Source organism: Bradyrhizobium sp. 956_D2_N1_4, assembly GCF_052076025.1.
Lineage (GTDB): Bacteria > Pseudomonadota > Alphaproteobacteria > Rhizobiales > Xanthobacteraceae > Bradyrhizobium > Bradyrhizobium barranii.
Genome location: NZ_CP197237.1, coordinates 4,349,836 through 4,365,892, shown reverse-complemented (window position 1 = coordinate 4,365,892; position 16,057 = coordinate 4,349,836). Strand labels below are relative to the sequence as shown.

Below are 16,057 nucleotides of genomic sequence, written 5' to 3'. Positions count from 1 at the left end.
CAGCGCGAGCCCGGAATCCATTTCTCGGCATGTGCTGACGCCCGATGGATTCCGGGCTCGCCGCTTCGCGGCGCCCCGGAATGACGGGTGGCGAGAGCCTAACTCAACACCCCCACGACCGCGCCCATCAAACACGTCGTCAGCGTCCCCGACACGATCGATTTCAGCCCGAGCGCGTTGATCTCCTCGCGCCGCTCCGGCGCCATCACCCCTAAGCCGCCGATCATGATGCCGAGGCTGGCGAAATTGGCGAAGCCGCACATTGCGTAGAGCATGATCAGGCGCGAGCGCGGATCGAGCGTATCGGGCGGCAGTTTTGAGAAGTCGACATAGGCGATCAGCTCGTTGAGCACGGTCTTGGTGCCCATCAGACTGCCGGCGGTCACCGCCTGGTCCCAGGGCAATCCCATCAGCCAGCACACCGGCGCCATCACGAGGCCCAGCAGGCGCTGCAACGAGATCGCGGCGCCGCCGATGTTTGGCAGCAGGCCGAGGATGGCATTGACGAGATAGACCAGCGCCACCAGCACCAGCAGCATGGCGACGATGTTGATCAGCAGTTCGATCCCCGCGCTCGTCCCCTTCACGATTGCATCCATCGGGCCGGAGACGTCCATCTCAGGATCCTCCAGCGCGCCGCCGGTGCGCTTGTCGGAAGTCTCCGGCACCATGATCAGGCTGACGAGGATCGCGGCCGGCGCGCCCAGCACCGAGGCGATGACGAAATGCGCGGCGGCATCGGGAATGAGCGGCGCCAGCAGCGTCGCATAGAGCACCAGCACCGTGCCGGCGATGCCGGCCATGCCGCCGGTCATCACCAGGAACAATTCGCTGCGCGTCATCTGCGCCAGGTACGGCCGCACGAACAGCGGTGCCTCGACCATGCCGAGGAAGATGTTGGCCGCGGTCGAGAGCCCGACTGCGCCGCCGACGCCCAGCGTCCGCTCCAGCAGCCAGGCCATGCCGCGCACGACCGGCGGCAGCACGCGCCAATAGAACAAGAGCGTCGTCAGCACGCTCATGACCAGCACGATCGGCAGCGCCTGGAACGCCAGGATGAAATCGGCGCCCGGCACCTTCAGATCGAAGGGCAGGGGACCGCCCCCGACATAGCCGAACACGAAGGAGGAGCCGGCGCGCGAGGCCGCGGAGATCGCGCCGACCGCGTCGTTGATGGCGCCGAAGGCGCGCGCGACGACGGGCACTTTCAGGAGGACAGCCGCGGTGACGAAGGTCGCGATGAGGCCAATCGCAGCCTGCCGCAGCGATACGGCGCGGCGATTCTCTGCCAACGTGAAGGCGATCAACAGCAATGCGAAAATGCCGAGTGCCGATTGCAAGCGCAGCATGGTGTCCCCAAAACCCCCAATGATTATGGCCGCGCCCGCGTTGCAAACGCAATGCCGGGAGATGACCTGAGCCTCCCGCTGTTGACAAGCAGGAGCGCCTCAGTCACGCGGGGGCACGTCGACATCAGGGGGCGGACGGTCCAGGGTGACCCAAGAGGCGATGCCAGAGCAGCCAATATCAGCCAGTCCGCCGGTCAGTGCCCGCGCGCTCCTTGCCCACCGCGCCTTCCTGTTCTTCCTGCTTTCGCGCAGCCTGTCGCGCTTCTCCAGCCAGATCGCGGCGGTCGCGATCGGCTGGCAGATCTATGATCTCACCGGCTCGGCCTTCGACCTCGGCATGGTCGGCCTCGTGCAGTTCCTGCCCACCGCGCTTCTGGTGTTCGTCGCCGGCCACGCCGCCGACCGTTTCGAGCGCAAGCGCGTGGTCCAGCTCTGCCAGCTCGTGGAAGCCGCGACCGCGCTCTATCTCGTGATCATCACCTATCTCGGCCTGGTCAGCGAGGTGCAGATCTTCATCGCGACCTTCGTGCTCGGCATTGCCGGCGCCTTCGAGAGCCCGACCACCGCTGCGCTGCTGCCGCTGATCGCGCCGCAGGGATCGCTCCAGCGCGCAACCGCAGTCGCGAGCGGCGCGGGGCAGGTCGCGACCATCACGGGTCCGGCGCTCGGCGGCTTTGCCTGTGCGGTCGCGCCGCATCTTGCCTATGCCGTGATGCTGCTGTTCTGGATTCTCGGGATGATTTTGACCGGCTTCATCCGGCCGCGTCCGCAGGCGGTCTCCAAGGAGGGGACGGACGCCGACAACATCTTCGCCGGCGTCCGCTTCATCCGCAGCAATCCGGCGATCCTCGGCACCATCTCGCTCGATCTGTTTGCCGTGCTGTTCGGCGGCGTCACCGCGCTGTTGCCGATCTATGCCCGCGACATCCTCCAGACCGGCCCGATGGGGCTCGGGATCTTGCGCGCCGCGCCCGCGGTCGGTGCGCTGCTGATGACCATGGTGCTGGCGCGTCACGCCATCTCGCGGCATGTAGGCCTGCGCATGTTCCAGGCCGTGATCGTGTTCGGCGTCGCCACGGTCGTGTTCGCGCTGTCGTCCTGGATGTGGCTGTCGGTGTTGTCGCTCGCCATTCTGGGCGCCGCCGACACGATCAGCGTCGTGATCCGCTTCTCGCTGGTGCAGCTCTCAACGCCCGACGAGATGCGCGGCCGGGTCGGCGCGGTCAACTTCCTCTTCATCAACGCCTCCAACCAGCTCGGCCAGTTCGAGAGCGGCGTCGCAGCCGCGCTGCTCGGCGCCATGCCTGCGGCCGTGCTCGGCGGCGTCTGCACCGTCGCGGTCGCGCTGCTGTGGATGAAGCTGTTTCCGGCGCTGCGGCAGGTGGAGAGTTTGGAGTAGGGCTCCGCTCTCTCATCCGTCGTTGCGAGGAGCAAAGCGACGAAGCAATCCAGAATCTCTCCGCGGAAACACCCTGGATTGCTTCGCTGCGCTCGCAATGACGATTGTGGAGGCAGCGCGGGGATTTAGCCGACGTCACCGCGTTTGCCAAAGGCAAGTCGCAACCCCACGCCGCCTACTGTGCATGGGGTTGTTTTTCACTTTTTTAGTTTAGCCCCGTCCGACGAACGGCATCTTGGTGGCCATGACGGTCATGGTCAGCACGTTGGCATCGAGCGGCAGGCCGGCCATGTAGGCGACGGCGTCGCCGACCGCCTTGGCGTCCATGCGCGGCTCGTGCTTGGTGGTGCCGTCGGGCTGCAGCACGCCGGGGCCGTTGACCATGCGATCGGTCATGGGCGTCGCGGCATTGCCGATGTCGACCTGGCCGACCGCGATGTCGTACATGCGGCCGTCGAGGTTGGAGGCCTTGGTGAGGCCCGTGATGGCGTGCTTGGTCGAGGTGTAGGCCGCCGAGAACGGCCGCGGCGCGTGCGCCGAGATCGAGCCGTTGTTGATGATGCGGCCGCCGCGCGGGCTCTGGTCCTTCATGATGCGGAAGGCGTGCTGGGTGCACAGGAACGGGCCGGTGAGGTTGGTGTTCACCACCGCCTGCCACTGCTCGAGGCTGAGATCCTCGAAGTTCACCGCCGGCGCGCCCATGCCGGCATTGTTGAACAGCACGTCGAGCCGGCCGTAGGTCGCCTTCACCTTGTCGAACAGCGCGGCAATGGAGTCCGGCTTGGTCATGTCCGCGGTGACGCACAGGCTCTTGCCTGCGGGGCCGAGCTTTGCGGTCTCCTCGAGCATGTCGAGCCGGCGCCCGACCAGCACCACGGTGAAGCCGATGTTCATCAACGCCAGCGACGCCGCGCGCCCGACACCGGTGCCCGCGCCCGTCACCACTGCGATCTTGTTTGCTTCACTCATCGTTTCCTGCCTTTTCTCTCTTCAAGTTGGCTGTCAGGTTTTTGGTTCTTTTTCGTTCTTGTAGGGCGGCCGCGGAATGTTCTGATGCGCCGCGCGCAAGGCCGCCGACCAGCGCGAGCGCAGGTCGTGGAAATAGGGCTCGCCCGCCTCGATGCGGTGGTTGAGATCGGCATCGCAGGCATCGCTACGCACCACCAGCACGTCGATCGGCAGGCCGACGCCGAGATTGGAGCGCATGGTCGAGTCCATCGAGATCAGGCCGGTCTTCAGCGCCTCGTAGAGCTCGACGTCGTAATGCATGGCGCGGTCGAGCACCGGCTTGCCGTATTTGTGCTCGCCGATCTGCAGGTAGGGCGTGTCCGTGGTGCACTCGATGAAATTGCCGGCGGTGTAGACCATGAACAGGCGCATGCGCGCGCCCTTGATCTGGCCGCCGAACAGGAAGGAGACGTCGAAGGAAACGTCTTCGGATCGCAGCGCGGGTCCTTCGGTCGCGTGCACCGCCCGGATCGCCCGGCCGATGCGCTGGGCGGCCTGGAACATGGTCGGTGCGTTCATCAGCGTCTCGACCTCGCCCGTGGTGGGGTCCTCCAGGCCTTCGGTCAGTGTCGACAGCACCGACTGGCTGATGGCGAGGTTACCGGCGCTGGCGATCGCCATGATGCGGTCGCCGGGTTTGGAGAAGATGTGGAGCTTGCGGAAGGTCGAGACGTTGTCGAGCCCGGCATTGGTTCGGGTGTCGGCGATCATCACCAGACCGTCCCGAACCAGGATTCCGCAACAATAGGTCATTTCCCGTCCCCGAACGCGTTTGCGCGGAATTACTAGCCAATTTCGGGGAGGCATGAAACCCCCGATTCCCCGGGGGAGGTCGTCATTCTCCGGCGAAACAGCTATCTCTGCCGCTCAGTCAGCGGCATCGACGAGAAACGCCTCGTCGACGGGGACGCCGAGCGCCGTGACCAGCCGGTTGGTCTCCGCGGCCATGCCGACGATGGCGAGCATCTCGCCATATTCGGCCTCGGTCATGCCCTTGGCCCGTGCGCCCGCGGTGTGCGAATGGATGCAATAGCTGCAGCCATGCGCGATCGAGACTGCGACATAGAGCATTTCCTTGATCTTGGGATCGAGCGCGCCGGGTGCCATCACCTCCTTGATGCTCTCCCAGGTCCGCCGCAGCGTCTTCGGATCATGCGCCAGCGCGCGCCAGAAATTGTTGACGAAGTCCGACTTCCGCACCTTGCGGATATCGTCGAAAACGGCGCGCGCCTCGGCGGAGAGTTCATCGTCCGAAAGCAGCTTTACGGTCGCCATGGGGTACCTCGCGGGGGCAGGTCTGATCCCGCGAGTGTAGCACGGCTCGAGCGCTCAGCCGGCATGTCCGGCCGATCGACGCAACGCCAGCTTGCCGACATCGACATATTGCCGCTGCTGCGCATGAGCGTGCTGTGCTGCGACGTGGAGGTCGCGCAGGCGCCGCTGCAGCGGCGAGCTGTCGTAGACAGCGCTGGCGCCGGCCAGCGCAAAGCAGGCATCCGCGATGCCGACGCAGGTCGTGGCGAGCCAGGTCGCGGAGCGGGCACCCTCGATCACGAGGTCTTCGTCGTTCAGCGTTCTCGCCAGTGCGTGACGCCAGTGGCTGGCGGCCTGGACCTCGTGAAACGCTTGCGCGGCCCCGAGGTTGGCGGAAATCCGGCCGAGATCGTATTGGAAGATCTCGGACTCCCGCATCGGCACGGCCGCGTACAATTGCTGCCTTCCGGTAGCGGCCAGCGCGAGCAGGTCGTCGACGGTGCCTTCGGCCATCCCCACCGAGAATGCGCCGTGCACCAATGGCAGCCATTGCCGCACCGCCTGATAGAGCGGCCCCGACTGGCGCGGGGCGGCATCGAGATCGAAGAAATGGGCTTCGGAAACCAGCGTCTCCCGCAGCGTGACGTGATGGCTGCCGGTGCCCTTGAGCCCTGCCGCGTGCCAGGTGTCCTCGATCTCCCAGTCACGCGCCGGCAGCACAGCGACGCGAACCTGCGGCTTGCCTTGCGGGCCGGGGACCGGCTTGCCGTTCTCGGTGACAATGCAGAACCCGCCGATCCAGTCGGCATGGGTGCAACCGCTGGCGAAAGGCCAGCGGCCCCTGACGCGATAGCCGTCGGCCACGCGCTCTGCTGTTCCACCCGGCTGGGATGAGCCGCAGATCGCCGTATCAGGTCCGTCCTGATAGATGCGCTGGTACAACTCCGGGGGTGACGCGGCGACGAAGAGGCTGCTCGCTCCGGCGACAACCGCGATCCAGCCAACCGACCCGTCGAGACGGGCGAGTGCCTTGATAACCTCCAGTCCGGCCGGAAAATCCAGCTCCAGCCCGCCATGGCTCCGCGGAACGAACATCCGGAAGAGCCCGATCGACCGCAGCCGTTCCACGAGGTCGGGCGGGACGCGGCGTGCGGCTTCGATCTCGGCGGCGCGGGCCTTGATCTCGGGAGCCAACTCCCGGATCCCCGCAAGCATGTCCTGGTGGGGATCGCGCAGGGGCACGGAATGCTTCTTGTTCTTTTCGTGAAGCCGCATCTGTCTCAACCTCTGTTGCGGAAACGGATCACAACGGAGGTTGAAGAGATGGCGCTACGGGACGGTTTCAGCGCGGGCCGTCGTCGATTACAGCTGTAACGCTGCGACGTGATTGCGCCGCGGATGCCTCGTGACGAGATACCGCAGCGCCTAGCTCTGCCGCTGTGACTGGGACTGCGATTGCCCGCCGCGGCCGGCCTGCTCGACCTTCACGGCCACCGTCAGCGTCTCCGCGCCGCCGCCATAGCGGGTGCCGCGCACGGGGGCTGCGCCGAGATAGTCGAGCCCGATCGCAACGCGGACATGGGCGTCGGTGGTGCAGATGCAGTTGGCGGGATCGAAGCCGACCCAGCCGAGACCGTCGACGTAAGCTTCCGCCCAAGCATGGCCGGCATCCTGGTGCACCGTGCCGTCGGAGCGCAGGAAATGGCCGGAGACGAAGCGCGCCGGCACGCCACCGCTGCGGGCGCAGGCGATGAAGATATGCGCGTAGTCCTGGCAGACGCCGCGCTTGAGCGTGAACGCTTCGGCCGCTGAGGTGCCGCTGTTGGTCGGATCCTCGTCGAAGGTCATGTGATCGCTGATTTGCGTCATCAGCGTGTGCAGGAAGCCGAGCGTGTCGCTCTCGGCCTCGCTGCGCAACTGCCGCGCGACCGCCGTCATCGCCGGATTGACGGTGGTGAGGTCGGTGGCCCGCAAGAACATGCCGGCCGGAAAGCGCTCGTCGGCGCCGCGCAGCACGCCGCCGGTGTCGTGGGTCTCGATCAGGCCCTCGGCGGTGATCTTGATGTCGCCGACGGGTCCGCAGGACAGCACATGGGTGACGTTGCCGAAGGCGTCCTCATGGGTGTCGAGCTTGGTGTCGGTCGAGACGTCGATCTGCCACTCCGCCACATACTGCCCGTCATGGCTGCCGGGCGTCATGCGCAGGATCTGGATCACGCTGGTGGCCGGCGGCTCGTAGCGATAGGTCGTGGTGTGCAGGATTCGCAGGCGCATGGTGGACCGTGAAGTTAGTGGTTAGACCCGCTGCCTATTGCGAAGAAGCTCGTCATGCCCGGGCTTGTCCCGGGCATCCACGATCTTCCTCGCCGCGCAAAAGCAAGAACGTGGATGGCCGGGACAAGCCCGGCCATGACGATATCCCGTTTTCGTCAGCCGGGGGACATCAGATCAAATACTGCTTTGTGATGATTTCGCCCAGCCTGGAATTGTCCGTGATAAATTCCTGAATGAATTCATGCACGCCGTGCTGGAAAATGTCGTTCATATTGCTGTGTTCCAGCCGGTTGCGGATGCCGCGGGCGTGGCGCTGGGCGGGGCCCTGGCGGCCATAGGCGACGCCGATCTGGTCGAGGTTGCGCACGAGATTGCCGTAACAGCTTGCCAGCGAGCGCGGCAGCGTGTCGTTGAGGATAAGCAAGTCCGCAATCAGCCACGGCTTCAGTGTCTCGCGATAGACCCAGTGATAGGCCGTCAGCGCCGAGACCGAGCGCAGGATCGAGCTCCACTGATAGAAGTCGAGCGGGCCGCCGACATGCTCCTCCTCGGGCAGCAGCACGTGGTACTTCACGTCGAGGATGCGCGCGGTGTTGTCGGCGCGCTCCAGATGCACGCCCATCCGCGAGAACCAGTAGGCGTCGTTGCGCAGCATGGTCCGGTAGGCCGAGCCGTCGAAGCGCAGCGAAGTCTCCTGCACGAAGCGCAGGAATTTTGCGAGATCCTCGCGCGTGGAGGTGCCCTTGCTCCAGACCTCCTGGAGCTCGATCCAGGCCGAATTGATGGTGTCCCACATCTCGCTGGTGAGCGCGGTGCGCACCGAGCGCGAGTTCAGCCGCGCCGCCTCGATGCAGTTCCGGATCGATGATGGATTGCTTGCCGAGAACGAGAGGTAGTCGACGACGTTGTGCTCGTTGGCGACTTCGTATTGCTGATAGAAGCTCGCGGCGACGCCGGCGGTGAGAAGCGCCGAGTCCCATTCATTGGTCTTGCCGATATAGGCGGCGGGAAGCGCAGTGACGCGTAGCGTCGCATCGATGGTGCGCGCGAGATACTCGGCCCGTTCGACATAGCGGGCGAGCCAATAGAGGTTTTCGGCGGTACGCGACAGCATCTGACTACTCGTCCAGGATCCAGGTGTCTTTGGTGCCGCCGCCCTGGCTCGAATTCACCACCAGGGAGCCTTCCTTGAGCGCGACCCGTGTCAGCCCGCCGGGCACGATCGTGGTGTTCTTGCTGCCGGTGAGCACGAAGGGCCGCAGGTCGACGTGGCGTGGCGCGAGGCCGCTTGCCGTACAGGTCGGGCAGGTCGAGAGCGCCAGTGTCGGCTGCGCGATAAAACCTTCCGGCTCGCGCTTGAGCTTCTCGCGGAAGGCCTCGATTGTCGCTTTCGTCGCGGCGGGGCCGATCAGCATGCCGTAGCCGCCGGAGCCGTGGACCTCCTTCACGACGAGCTCGCCGAGATTGTCGAGCACATAGGCAAGGTCCTTCGGTTCGCGGCAACGCCACGTCGGCACGTTCTTCAGGATCGGCTCCTCGCCGAGATAGAACTTCACGATGTCCGGCATGTAGGAGTAGATCGCCTTGTCGTCGGCGATGCCGGTGCCGACCGCGTTGGCGAGCGTGATGTTGCCGGCCGCATAGGCCGACATCAGCCCGGGCACGCCGAGCACGGAGTCGGGGCGGAAGGTGAGGGGGTCGATGAAATCGTCGTCGACGCGGCGATAGATCACGTCGATCCGCTTCACTCCCTCGGTCGTCCGCATGAACACTTCGTTGTTCTTGACGATGAGATCGCGGCCTTCGACCAGTTCGATGCCGAGCTTGTCGGCAAGGAAGGAGTGCTCGTAGTAGGCCGAGTTGTAGACGCCAGGCGTGAGCAGGGCGACGGTCGGCTCACCGGAGGCGCCTTGCGGCGCCACCGATCGCAGCGCGGAGAGCAGCTCGTCCGGATAGCGTTCGACCGGCGCCACCCTGTGGCGGGCGAACAAGTCCGGAAACAACCGCATCATGATCTCGCGGTTTTCCAGCATGTAGGACACACCCGACGGCGTACGGGCATTGTCCTCCAGCACGATGAAGTCCTCGGCATCGACCCGGACGATGTCGATGCCGGCGATGTGCACGTAGACGTCGTGCGGCACCTGCTGGCCGTTCATCTCGGGGCGGAACACCGGGTTCTGGAAGATCAGGTCGTCGGGCACGACCTCGGCGCGCAGGATGTCGCGGCCATGATAGATGTCGCGCAGGAACATGTTGAGTGCGCGCACGCGCTGCTTCAGGCCCTTCTCCAGCAGCGCCCATTCCTTGCCGGACATGATTCGCGGGATCACGTCGAAGGGGATCAGGCGCTCGGTGGATTCGGAATCGCCATAGACGGCAAAGGTGATGCCGATGCGGCGGAACAGGAGCTCGGCCTCCTGGCGGCGATATTCGAGCGCCTCGGGAGGCGTCTCCTTGAGCCAGCGCGCCAGCTCCTGATAGGCGGGGCGAAGGTCCCCGCCGGGAATGTTCATTTCATCAAACGCGACTGCCATAGATCCCGACTTGTCTCCGCAAGGCGTTGCGCCATTCGACAGGTCGTCAGGCCTTCGTGAAGACCGCAACGTCCTGGCCATGCGGCAAGAGTGCATGACTCTGAGGAGGTAGCAAGGGCTGGGCCAGCGCGATAAGCATGGAGTTGTGGCATTTGCCGGGGACAGCCGGGAGGGTGCCTCAAAAAATGGCTGAGGACTGCTTATTTCGGCAGCAAAACCGCGTGACTTCAACGCGTTACCTCGGCAAAGTCGGGCCGACAGGTGAGGGACTTAAGGTATGAGCGACATCGTCACGGCGGGCATTCTGGTCATCGGGGATGAAATCCTGTCCGGCCGCACCAAGGACAAGAATATCGGCTTCATCGCCGAATACCTGACCAATATCGGCATCGACCTGAAGGAAGTCCGGGTCGTCTCCGACGACGAGGACGACATCATCGCGGCGTTGGATGCACTGCGGCATCGCTACGCCTATGTCTTCACCACCGGCGGCATCGGGCCAACCCATGACGACATCACCGCCGACAGCGTCGCCAAGGCGTTCGGCGTCGGCATCGACCACCATCCGGAGGTCGTCGCCCGCTTCCGCGAGCGCTGGAGCGAGCAGGACCTCAACGAGGCCCGCCTGCGCATGGCCCGCATCCCCGACGGCGCCGAGCTGATCCAGAGCGCGACCATCCTCGCCCCCGGCTTCAAGATCGGCAACGTCATCGTGATGGCCGGCGTGCCCTCGATCATGCAGGCGATGATGGACATCGTCTCGCCCAAGCTGAAGTCGGGCGTGCGCATGCTCTCCGAATCGGTCCGCGCCAATGCGCGCGAAGGTGACATCGGCAGCCCGCTGCGCGCGATCGCCACCGCCCATCCCGACACCATCATCGGCAGCTATCCGTTCATGGACGAAGATCAGAAGCCGAACACCAATCTGGTGGTGCGCTCGCGCGACGCGGACAAGCTGGCAGCGGCGATGGCGGCGGTGAAGGAAATGCTGGCGGGATTGAACATCACCCGGTAGCAGAAAGGCTGCCGGATGAAGATTGGCAGGAGACAACAATGGCTGGCGAAGCACCGGAACTGAGCGCGCAGGAGCGGGCCGGCAAGGCCTTTCCTGTTTCGTGGGACCAGTTCCACCGCGACTGCCGGGCGCTGACCTGGCGGCTCAACGAGGTCGGCCCGTTCCACGCCGTCATCGCGATCACCCGCGGCGGGCTGGTGCCGGCCGCGATCGTGGCGCGCGAGCTCGGTGTCCGCATCATCGATACGGTCTGCATCGCCAGCTACGACCACGACAAGCAGGGCGAGCTCCAGGTCCTCAAGGGCATGTCCGAGGCGGCGATGAAGCTCGGCGGCGGCACGGGGAAAGGGCTGTTGATCGTCGACGACCTCGTCGACACCGGCAAGACCGGCAGGCTGGTGCGCGACATGCTGCCCGATGCGCATTTCGCCACCGTCTACGCCAAGCCGAAGGGACGCCCGCTGGTCGACACCTTCATCACGGAGGTCTCGCAGGACACCTGGATCTTCTTCCCCTGGGACACCGCGCTGTCCTACCACCCGCCGCTGCGCGACGGCGCGGCGTGAGTGAAGCGACGAAGCAATCCAGACGATTTCCGCAGACGCATTTCTGGATTGCCTCGCTTCGCTCGCAATGACAGGTGGAGGTGGCCATGCCCCTGCAAAACCGTGTCACGCCGACCGGCGACATCATCGCCACGCCGCACCGTGGCCTGTTCACCGGCAATCGCGGCATCATCCATGATCCCGCGACCAGGACGCTGCTCAAGAAGCGGTGGTCGTCGCCGGCCTGGCTCACCTGTGTTTGCGAATTCCGCGGCCGCCGTCGCGAGGTGATGACGACGCATAGCTGGACCGAGCTGTTCTTCCTCGACGAGGCCACCGCGCTCGCCGCCGGCCATCGCCCCTGCTTCTACTGCCGCCGTGACGATGCCAATCGCTTCCGGGCTGCGTGGGAGAAGGGCAACCGCGTCCGTGATGTCCGCATGCACGATATCGACACGGTGCTGCACCACGAGCGGCTCGATCACGGCAAGAAGCGGCTTCATGCGCTGCTGGTGCCGCTCGACCAGCTTCCAGACGGCGCGATGCTGCAGCAGGGCGAGGAAAGCTTTCTGCTGATGCAGGGCGGGGCGCTGCTGTGGTCGACGGCGGGTTATGTTGAAGGCGCGCGAGAGCTTGACGATGCGCAGTTGCTGACCCCGCCATCGACGCTGCGCGCGATGAGCGCCGGCTATGAGGTCACATTGCACCCCAGCGCGCACCGCGCCTGACCGTCCCCGCAAGGGGGAGGGAACGCAGCGAGCGTGTGGCTATTTCAGCGGCCGCCCTTGCTCATCCACCGTCGTCCGCGCATCGCGCAGCGCACATTCGCGCATGATCTGGCGGCAGCGGGTGAGCTCGGCCTCGGTTGCCGTACCCGTATCCTTCGACGCACGCTCGACCATGGCCTTGCAATTCAGCAGCACGGAGCGATCCTCCGCGCGCGCAGCGAATGTGATCCCCGCAAGAGCCGTGACGACGAGTGCCGTTCGGAGCACCATCACCCCAGCTTCTCGCGCGCCAGCGCGGCACCGGCGCCGAGCGCCATCAGCTTGGCCTCGGCGATCTCCCGCCGCATCGGCGCCATGCCGCAATTGGTGGTGGCGATGATATTGCTCTTGGGCACGAACTTCGACACCGCGTCGATCACCTGCACGACGTCCTCGGCCGTCTCCACCGTGTCGCTGGCGACGTCGATCACGCCGGCCTGCACGATCTTGGTCTTGAGCAGCGCGAGCAAATCGAGCGGCACTTTCGAATTGCGGCACTCGATCGCGACCTGCTGGATCGGGCTCGCGTCGATCGCCGGAAAGATCTGCTCGTACTGCCGCCACTGCGCGCCGAGCGTCTCCTTCCAGTCGGTGTTGGCCTTGATGCCGTAGCCGTAGCAGATGTGCACGGCGGTGGCGCAGGTCAGCCCCTGCGCGGCACGCTCCAGCGCCTTGATGCCCCAGTCGTTGACCTCGTCCATGTAGACGTTGAAGGCGGGCTCGTCGAACTGCACGAGATCGACGCCGTCGGCCTGCAATGCCTTGGCTTCCTCGTTGAGGAGATCGGCGAAGGCAAAGGCCATCTTGACGCGATCACCGTAGTAACGGTCCGCAATCGTGTCGATGATGGTCATCGGGCCGGGCAGGGTGAACTTCAGCTTCTTCTTCGTGTGCGTGCGCGCCACGCGCGCCTCGTCGGCATGAACACGACCCTTGAGCTGAAGCGGCGCGACCACCTGCGGCACCATCGCCTTGTAGCGGTCCTTGCGGATGCCCATCTCGACCTTGTGGGCGAAATCGATGCCGTCGATCTTCTCCAGGAAGCCGTGCACGAAATGCTGGCGGGCCTGCTCGCCCTCCGTGACGATGTCGATGCCGGCATCCTCCTGGACCTTGACGGCAAGCATCGTCGCGTCGCGCTTGGCGCGGAGAAGCTCGGCGCCTTGCGACTTCCAGGGCGCCCACAGCATGTTGGGCTCGGCAAGCCATTCGGGTTTCGGCAAGGAGCCGGCGATCGTGGTTGGAAACAGCATGGCGGCTCTCCCGGCAGGTTGTGTTGCGCCCCTTCCTGCCATGTCTTAACGTCAAGGTACAGAACAACAAAAGTCGCTCTCTATTCCATTGGCGACGACAGGGAAGGGCGATGATCGACCTCTATTATGCGCCGACGCCGAACGGCTGGAAAATCTCGATCATGCTGGAGGAACTCGGGCTCCCCTATAACGTGAAGCCCGTCAATATCCGCGCCGGCGAGCAGTTCAGCCCCGAATTTCTGGCAGTCTCCCCGAACAATCGCATTCCCGCGATCGTCGACCACGCACCCGCCGACGGCGGCGCGCCGTTCTCGGCGTTCGAGACCGGTGCGATCCTGATCTACCTCGCGGAAAAGACCGGCCGCTTCCTGGCCAGCGATCTGCGCGGCCGCTCGACGACCATCCAGTGGGTGATGTGGCAGATGGCGGGCCTCGGGCCGATGCTCGGCCAGCACGGCCATTTCGCGCTCTATGCTGCGGAAAAGATCCCTTATGCGATTGAGCGCTACCGCGACGAGGCCGCGCGGCTCTATGGCGTGCTCGACCGGCAGTTGGCCAAGACCGGCGCCTATGTCGCCGGCGATTATTCCATCGCGGACATCGCCTGCTTCCCCTGGACCATGACCCACAAGGCGCAGGGCTTTACGCTCGACGACTATCCGAACGTGAAACGCTGGTACGCCGAGGTGCGCGCAAGGCCGCTCGTGCAGGCGGGGCTTGCGATCGGCAAGTTCGTGAAAGAGCCGTTCGACGAGGAATCACGCAAGATCATGTTCGGACAGCGTGCCAGGGAAGTGCTGGGAAAGAAGTAGGCTGCTCGCCCCATCGTTATTGCGAGGAGCGAAGCGACGAAGCAATCCAGACTGGTTCCGCGGAAAGATTCTGGATTGCTTCGCTTCCGCCGTCGCTCTTCGAGCTATGGCGGACAAGTCGCTCGCAATGACGGGGATAGAGCACGACAAACAAGACGCAAAGGAAACGCCATGATCGAATTCTTCTTCGACTGTTCCAGCCCCTGGACCTACCTCGCCTTCCACAACATCCAGCCGCTGGCAAAGGAGCTGGGGGCCGAGATCATCTGGCGGCCGATCCTGGTCGGCGGCATCTTCAACACGGTCAATCCGAGCGTCTACGCGCAGCGCGAGACGCCGGTGCCGCTGAAGGCGCGCTATATGAAAAAAGACCTCGCCGACTGGTCGCGCTCGGCCGGCCTTGCGATCAAGATGCCGCCGACGGTGTTCCCGGTGAACAGCGTGAAGGTCATGCGCGGCTGCATCTGGCTGGGGAAAGACATGGTGCCGTTCGCCACCGCCGTGTTCGAGACCTATTGGGGCGGCGACAAGGACATCTCGCAGGACGCCGTGCTCGCCGAGATCTGCAGGAAGGTCGGTGTCGACGAGCAGAAGTTCTTTGCCGGCATCTCCGAGCAGGCAATCAAGGGCCAGCTCAAGGCCAACACGGAAGAGGTCGTGGCACGCGGAGGCTTCGGCTCACCGACGATCTTCGTGGGCAAGACCGACATGTACTTCGGCAACGACCGCCTGCCGCTGATCCGCGAGGCGCTCGAACGCAGCAAGGCGAGTGCGGCCTGATGGTGCGGGCTGTCGTCTGCCGCGCGCTCGGCGCGCCCGAGACGTTGCGGCTGGAGGAGTTTCCGTCGCGCGCCGTCAAACCGGGTGAGGTTCGCGTTGCGATCCGCGCCGCCGGATTGAACTTTCCGGACGTGCTGATGGCGGCCGGCGAATATCAGCTCAAGCCGGAGCTGCCTTTCACGCCCGGCATGGAGGCCGCCGGCGACGTCACCGAGGTGGGCGCAGAGGCAAGCGGCGTGTCCGTCGGCGACAAGGTCATCGTGAAGATGCGCCATGGCGCCTTCACCGACGAAGCGGTGGTGACGCCGACGCAGCTAACGCCGATGCCGTCGACGTTCGACTATGCGGAAGCCGCGACCTATCTCGCCGGCCACGGCACCGCCTATCACGCGCTGATCGATCGCGGCCGGGTCATGCCGGGCGAGGTGTTGCTGGTGCACGGCGCCGGCGGCGGCGTGGGGCTTGCCGCGGTCGAGATCGGCAAGATGCTGGGCGCGACCGTGATCGCGACCGCCTCCAGCGACGAGAAGCTCGCCATTGCGAAATCGCGCGGCGCCGATCATCTCGTGCGCTACGATCGCGAGCCGTTTCGCGATGCCGTCAAGCGCATCACCGACGGCCGTGGCGCTGACGTCGTGTTCGATCCTGTCGGCGGCGAGGTGTTCGAGAACTCGATGCGCTGCATCGCCTGGGGCGCGCGGCTGCTGGTGATCGGCTTTACCGGTGGTATCGGCTCGGCCAAGACCAACCTGCTGCTGATCAAGGGCGCCAGCGTGCTCGGCGTGCGTGCGGGTGAGGCGGTACGGAAGAATCCCGCGCTCGGCGAGGTGCGCCTTAAGGCGCTACTGCAATGGGCGGAGGAGGGGAAGCTGCGCCCGAACATCTCGCACCGCCTGCCGCTGCAGGATTATGCCAAAGCGATGCGGCTGTTGATCGACCGCAAGGCGATCGGGCGGGTGGCGCTGGTGATGGAGTGACGGTGCCGTAGGGTGGGCAAAGGGCGCTCTTGCGCCGTGCCCACCATTTATCACTCACCGAAATCAGAGTGGTGGGCACGCTCCGCT

General features: G+C 65.0%; 17 protein-coding genes. 7 read left to right on the top strand and 10 right to left on the bottom strand.

The genetic code is table 11. The features are described from left to right. Positions 1–98: 98 nt before the first annotated feature. Entirely contained in the window at positions 99–1,349 is a 1,251-nt protein-coding gene (locus AB7535_RS20735; RefSeq protein ID WP_085401602.1) for a NupC/NupG family nucleoside CNT transporter, read from the bottom strand. 160 nt (positions 1,350–1,509) lie between these two features. On the opposite strand from AB7535_RS20735, the gene AB7535_RS20730 reads away from it, so the two are divergent. Continuing rightward, positions 1,510–2,748 (top strand): MFS transporter, encoded by a 1,239-nt coding sequence (locus tag AB7535_RS20730; protein ID WP_085401603.1) that lies wholly within the window; start codon positions 1,510–1,512, stop codon positions 2,746–2,748. A 210-nt stretch (positions 2,749–2,958) separates the two neighbouring features. On the opposite strand, the gene AB7535_RS20725 is transcribed toward AB7535_RS20730, so the two are convergent. From AB7535_RS20725 to AB7535_RS20695, 7 genes are all read right to left on the bottom strand, one after another. Further along, complete coding sequence (locus AB7535_RS20725) at positions 2,959–3,717, bottom strand: SDR family oxidoreductase (RefSeq protein ID WP_028150002.1); 759 nt, start codon at positions 3,715–3,717, stop codon at positions 2,959–2,961. 33 nt (positions 3,718–3,750) lie between these two features. After that, positions 3,751–4,509, bottom strand: a complete 759-nt coding sequence (locus AB7535_RS20720) for a proteasome-type protease (RefSeq protein WP_028154691.1) — start codon at positions 4,507–4,509, stop codon at positions 3,751–3,753. A gap of 114 nt (positions 4,510–4,623) precedes the next feature. Then, positions 4,624–5,031, bottom strand: coding sequence for a carboxymuconolactone decarboxylase family protein (locus AB7535_RS20715; protein WP_028154692.1), 408 nt, complete (start codon positions 5,029–5,031; stop codon positions 4,624–4,626). Between the two features lie 54 nt (positions 5,032–5,085). Next, positions 5,086–6,285 carry a flavin-dependent monooxygenase gene (locus AB7535_RS20710; protein WP_085401604.1) on the bottom strand — a complete coding sequence of 400 codons (1,200 nt, stop codon included), beginning with the start codon at positions 6,283–6,285 and terminating at the stop codon, positions 5,086–5,088. Positions 6,286–6,435: 150 nt separating this feature from the next. Next, on the bottom strand, positions 6,436–7,284 hold the full coding sequence (locus AB7535_RS20705; protein ID WP_063982452.1) for a transglutaminase family protein: 849 nt from the start codon (positions 7,282–7,284) through the stop codon (positions 6,436–6,438). 169 nt (positions 7,285–7,453) lie between these two features. Next, complete coding sequence (locus tag AB7535_RS20700) at positions 7,454–8,398, bottom strand: alpha-E domain-containing protein (RefSeq protein WP_028150006.1); 945 nt, start codon at positions 8,396–8,398, stop codon at positions 7,454–7,456. Positions 8,399–8,402: 4 nt separating this feature from the next. Next, positions 8,403–9,821, bottom strand: coding sequence for a circularly permuted type 2 ATP-grasp protein (locus AB7535_RS20695; RefSeq protein WP_085401605.1), 1,419 nt, complete (start codon positions 9,819–9,821; stop codon positions 8,403–8,405). Between the two features lie 277 nt (positions 9,822–10,098). On the opposite strand from AB7535_RS20695, the gene AB7535_RS20690 reads away from it, so the two are divergent. From AB7535_RS20690 to AB7535_RS20680, 3 genes are all read left to right on the top strand, one after another. Continuing rightward, complete coding sequence (locus AB7535_RS20690) at positions 10,099–10,836, top strand: competence/damage-inducible protein A (RefSeq protein ID WP_085401606.1); 738 nt, start codon at positions 10,099–10,101, stop codon at positions 10,834–10,836. A gap of 38 nt (positions 10,837–10,874) precedes the next feature. After that, positions 10,875–11,402, top strand: a complete 528-nt coding sequence (gene gpt / locus AB7535_RS20685; RefSeq protein ID WP_028150009.1) for a xanthine phosphoribosyltransferase — start codon at positions 10,875–10,877, stop codon at positions 11,400–11,402. Positions 11,403–11,488: 86 nt separating this feature from the next. Further along, positions 11,489–12,109 carry a hypothetical protein gene (locus tag AB7535_RS20680; protein ID WP_085401682.1) on the top strand — a complete coding sequence of 207 codons (621 nt, stop codon included), beginning with the start codon at positions 11,489–11,491 and terminating at the stop codon, positions 12,107–12,109. Between the two features lie 39 nt (positions 12,110–12,148). Here AB7535_RS20680 and AB7535_RS20675 read toward each other — a convergent pair whose 3' ends face one another. Both AB7535_RS20675 and AB7535_RS20670 read right to left on the bottom strand, forming a co-directional pair. Continuing rightward, on the bottom strand, positions 12,149–12,379 hold the full coding sequence (locus tag AB7535_RS20675) for a hypothetical protein (RefSeq protein ID WP_439036804.1): 231 nt from the start codon (positions 12,377–12,379) through the stop codon (positions 12,149–12,151). Continuing rightward, complete coding sequence (locus tag AB7535_RS20670) at positions 12,379–13,401, bottom strand: methionine synthase (protein ID WP_085401607.1); 1,023 nt, start codon at positions 13,399–13,401, stop codon at positions 12,379–12,381. Before AB7535_RS20670 ends, AB7535_RS20675 begins: the two co-directional genes overlap by 1 nt. Positions 13,402–13,511: 110 nt before the next feature. Between AB7535_RS20670 and AB7535_RS20665 the strand changes: the two genes are divergently transcribed. The 3 genes from AB7535_RS20665 to AB7535_RS20655 all read left to right on the top strand — a co-directional run bounded on the left by AB7535_RS20665 (position 13,512) and on the right by AB7535_RS20655 (position 15,970). After that, the gene (locus tag AB7535_RS20665) at positions 13,512–14,213 is read left to right on the top strand and encodes a glutathione S-transferase N-terminal domain-containing protein (protein ID WP_085401608.1); all 702 of its coding nucleotides are present in this window, start codon (positions 13,512–13,514) and stop codon (positions 14,211–14,213) included. Positions 14,214–14,384: 171 nt separating this feature from the next. Next, entirely contained in the window at positions 14,385–14,993 is a 609-nt protein-coding gene (locus tag AB7535_RS20660) for a 2-hydroxychromene-2-carboxylate isomerase (protein WP_085401609.1), read from the top strand. Continuing rightward, positions 14,993–15,970 (top strand): NADPH:quinone oxidoreductase family protein, encoded by a 978-nt coding sequence (locus AB7535_RS20655; protein WP_085401610.1) that lies wholly within the window; start codon positions 14,993–14,995, stop codon positions 15,968–15,970. Before AB7535_RS20660 ends, AB7535_RS20655 begins: the two co-directional genes overlap by 1 nt. Positions 15,971–16,057: the final 87 nt, after the last annotated feature.

Coding starts and splice junctions, on each gene's coding strand:
- AB7535_RS20735 (WP_085401602.1), bottom strand. CDS start 1,349: ATGCTGCGCTTGCAATCGGCACTCGGCATTTTCGCATTGCTGTTGATC.
- AB7535_RS20730 (WP_085401603.1), top strand. CDS start 1,510: ATGCCAGAGCAGCCAATATCAGCCAGTCCGCCGGTCAGTGCCCGCGCG.
- AB7535_RS20725 (WP_028150002.1), bottom strand. CDS start 3,717: ATGAGTGAAGCAAACAAGATCGCAGTGGTGACGGGCGCGGGCACCGGT.
- AB7535_RS20720 (WP_028154691.1), bottom strand. CDS start 4,509: ATGACCTATTGTTGCGGAATCCTGGTTCGGGACGGTCTGGTGATGATC.
- AB7535_RS20715 (WP_028154692.1), bottom strand. CDS start 5,031: ATGGCGACCGTAAAGCTGCTTTCGGACGATGAACTCTCCGCCGAGGCG.
- AB7535_RS20710 (WP_085401604.1), bottom strand. CDS start 6,285: ATGCGGCTTCACGAAAAGAACAAGAAGCATTCCGTGCCCCTGCGCGAT.
- AB7535_RS20705 (WP_063982452.1), bottom strand. CDS start 7,284: ATGCGCCTGCGAATCCTGCACACCACGACCTATCGCTACGAGCCGCCG.
- AB7535_RS20700 (WP_028150006.1), bottom strand. CDS start 8,398: ATGCTGTCGCGTACCGCCGAAAACCTCTATTGGCTCGCCCGCTATGTC.
- AB7535_RS20695 (WP_085401605.1), bottom strand. CDS start 9,821: ATGGCAGTCGCGTTTGATGAAATGAACATTCCCGGCGGGGACCTTCGC.
- AB7535_RS20690 (WP_085401606.1), top strand. CDS start 10,099: ATGAGCGACATCGTCACGGCGGGCATTCTGGTCATCGGGGATGAAATC.
- gpt (WP_028150009.1), top strand. CDS start 10,875: ATGGCTGGCGAAGCACCGGAACTGAGCGCGCAGGAGCGGGCCGGCAAG.
- AB7535_RS20680 (WP_085401682.1), top strand. CDS start 11,489: ATGCCCCTGCAAAACCGTGTCACGCCGACCGGCGACATCATCGCCACG.
- AB7535_RS20675 (WP_439036804.1), bottom strand. CDS start 12,379: ATGGTGCTCCGAACGGCACTCGTCGTCACGGCTCTTGCGGGGATCACA.
- AB7535_RS20670 (WP_085401607.1), bottom strand. CDS start 13,401: ATGCTGTTTCCAACCACGATCGCCGGCTCCTTGCCGAAACCCGAATGG.
- AB7535_RS20665 (WP_085401608.1), top strand. CDS start 13,512: ATGATCGACCTCTATTATGCGCCGACGCCGAACGGCTGGAAAATCTCG.
- AB7535_RS20660 (WP_085401609.1), top strand. CDS start 14,385: ATGATCGAATTCTTCTTCGACTGTTCCAGCCCCTGGACCTACCTCGCC.
- AB7535_RS20655 (WP_085401610.1), top strand. CDS start 14,993: ATGGTGCGGGCTGTCGTCTGCCGCGCGCTCGGCGCGCCCGAGACGTTG.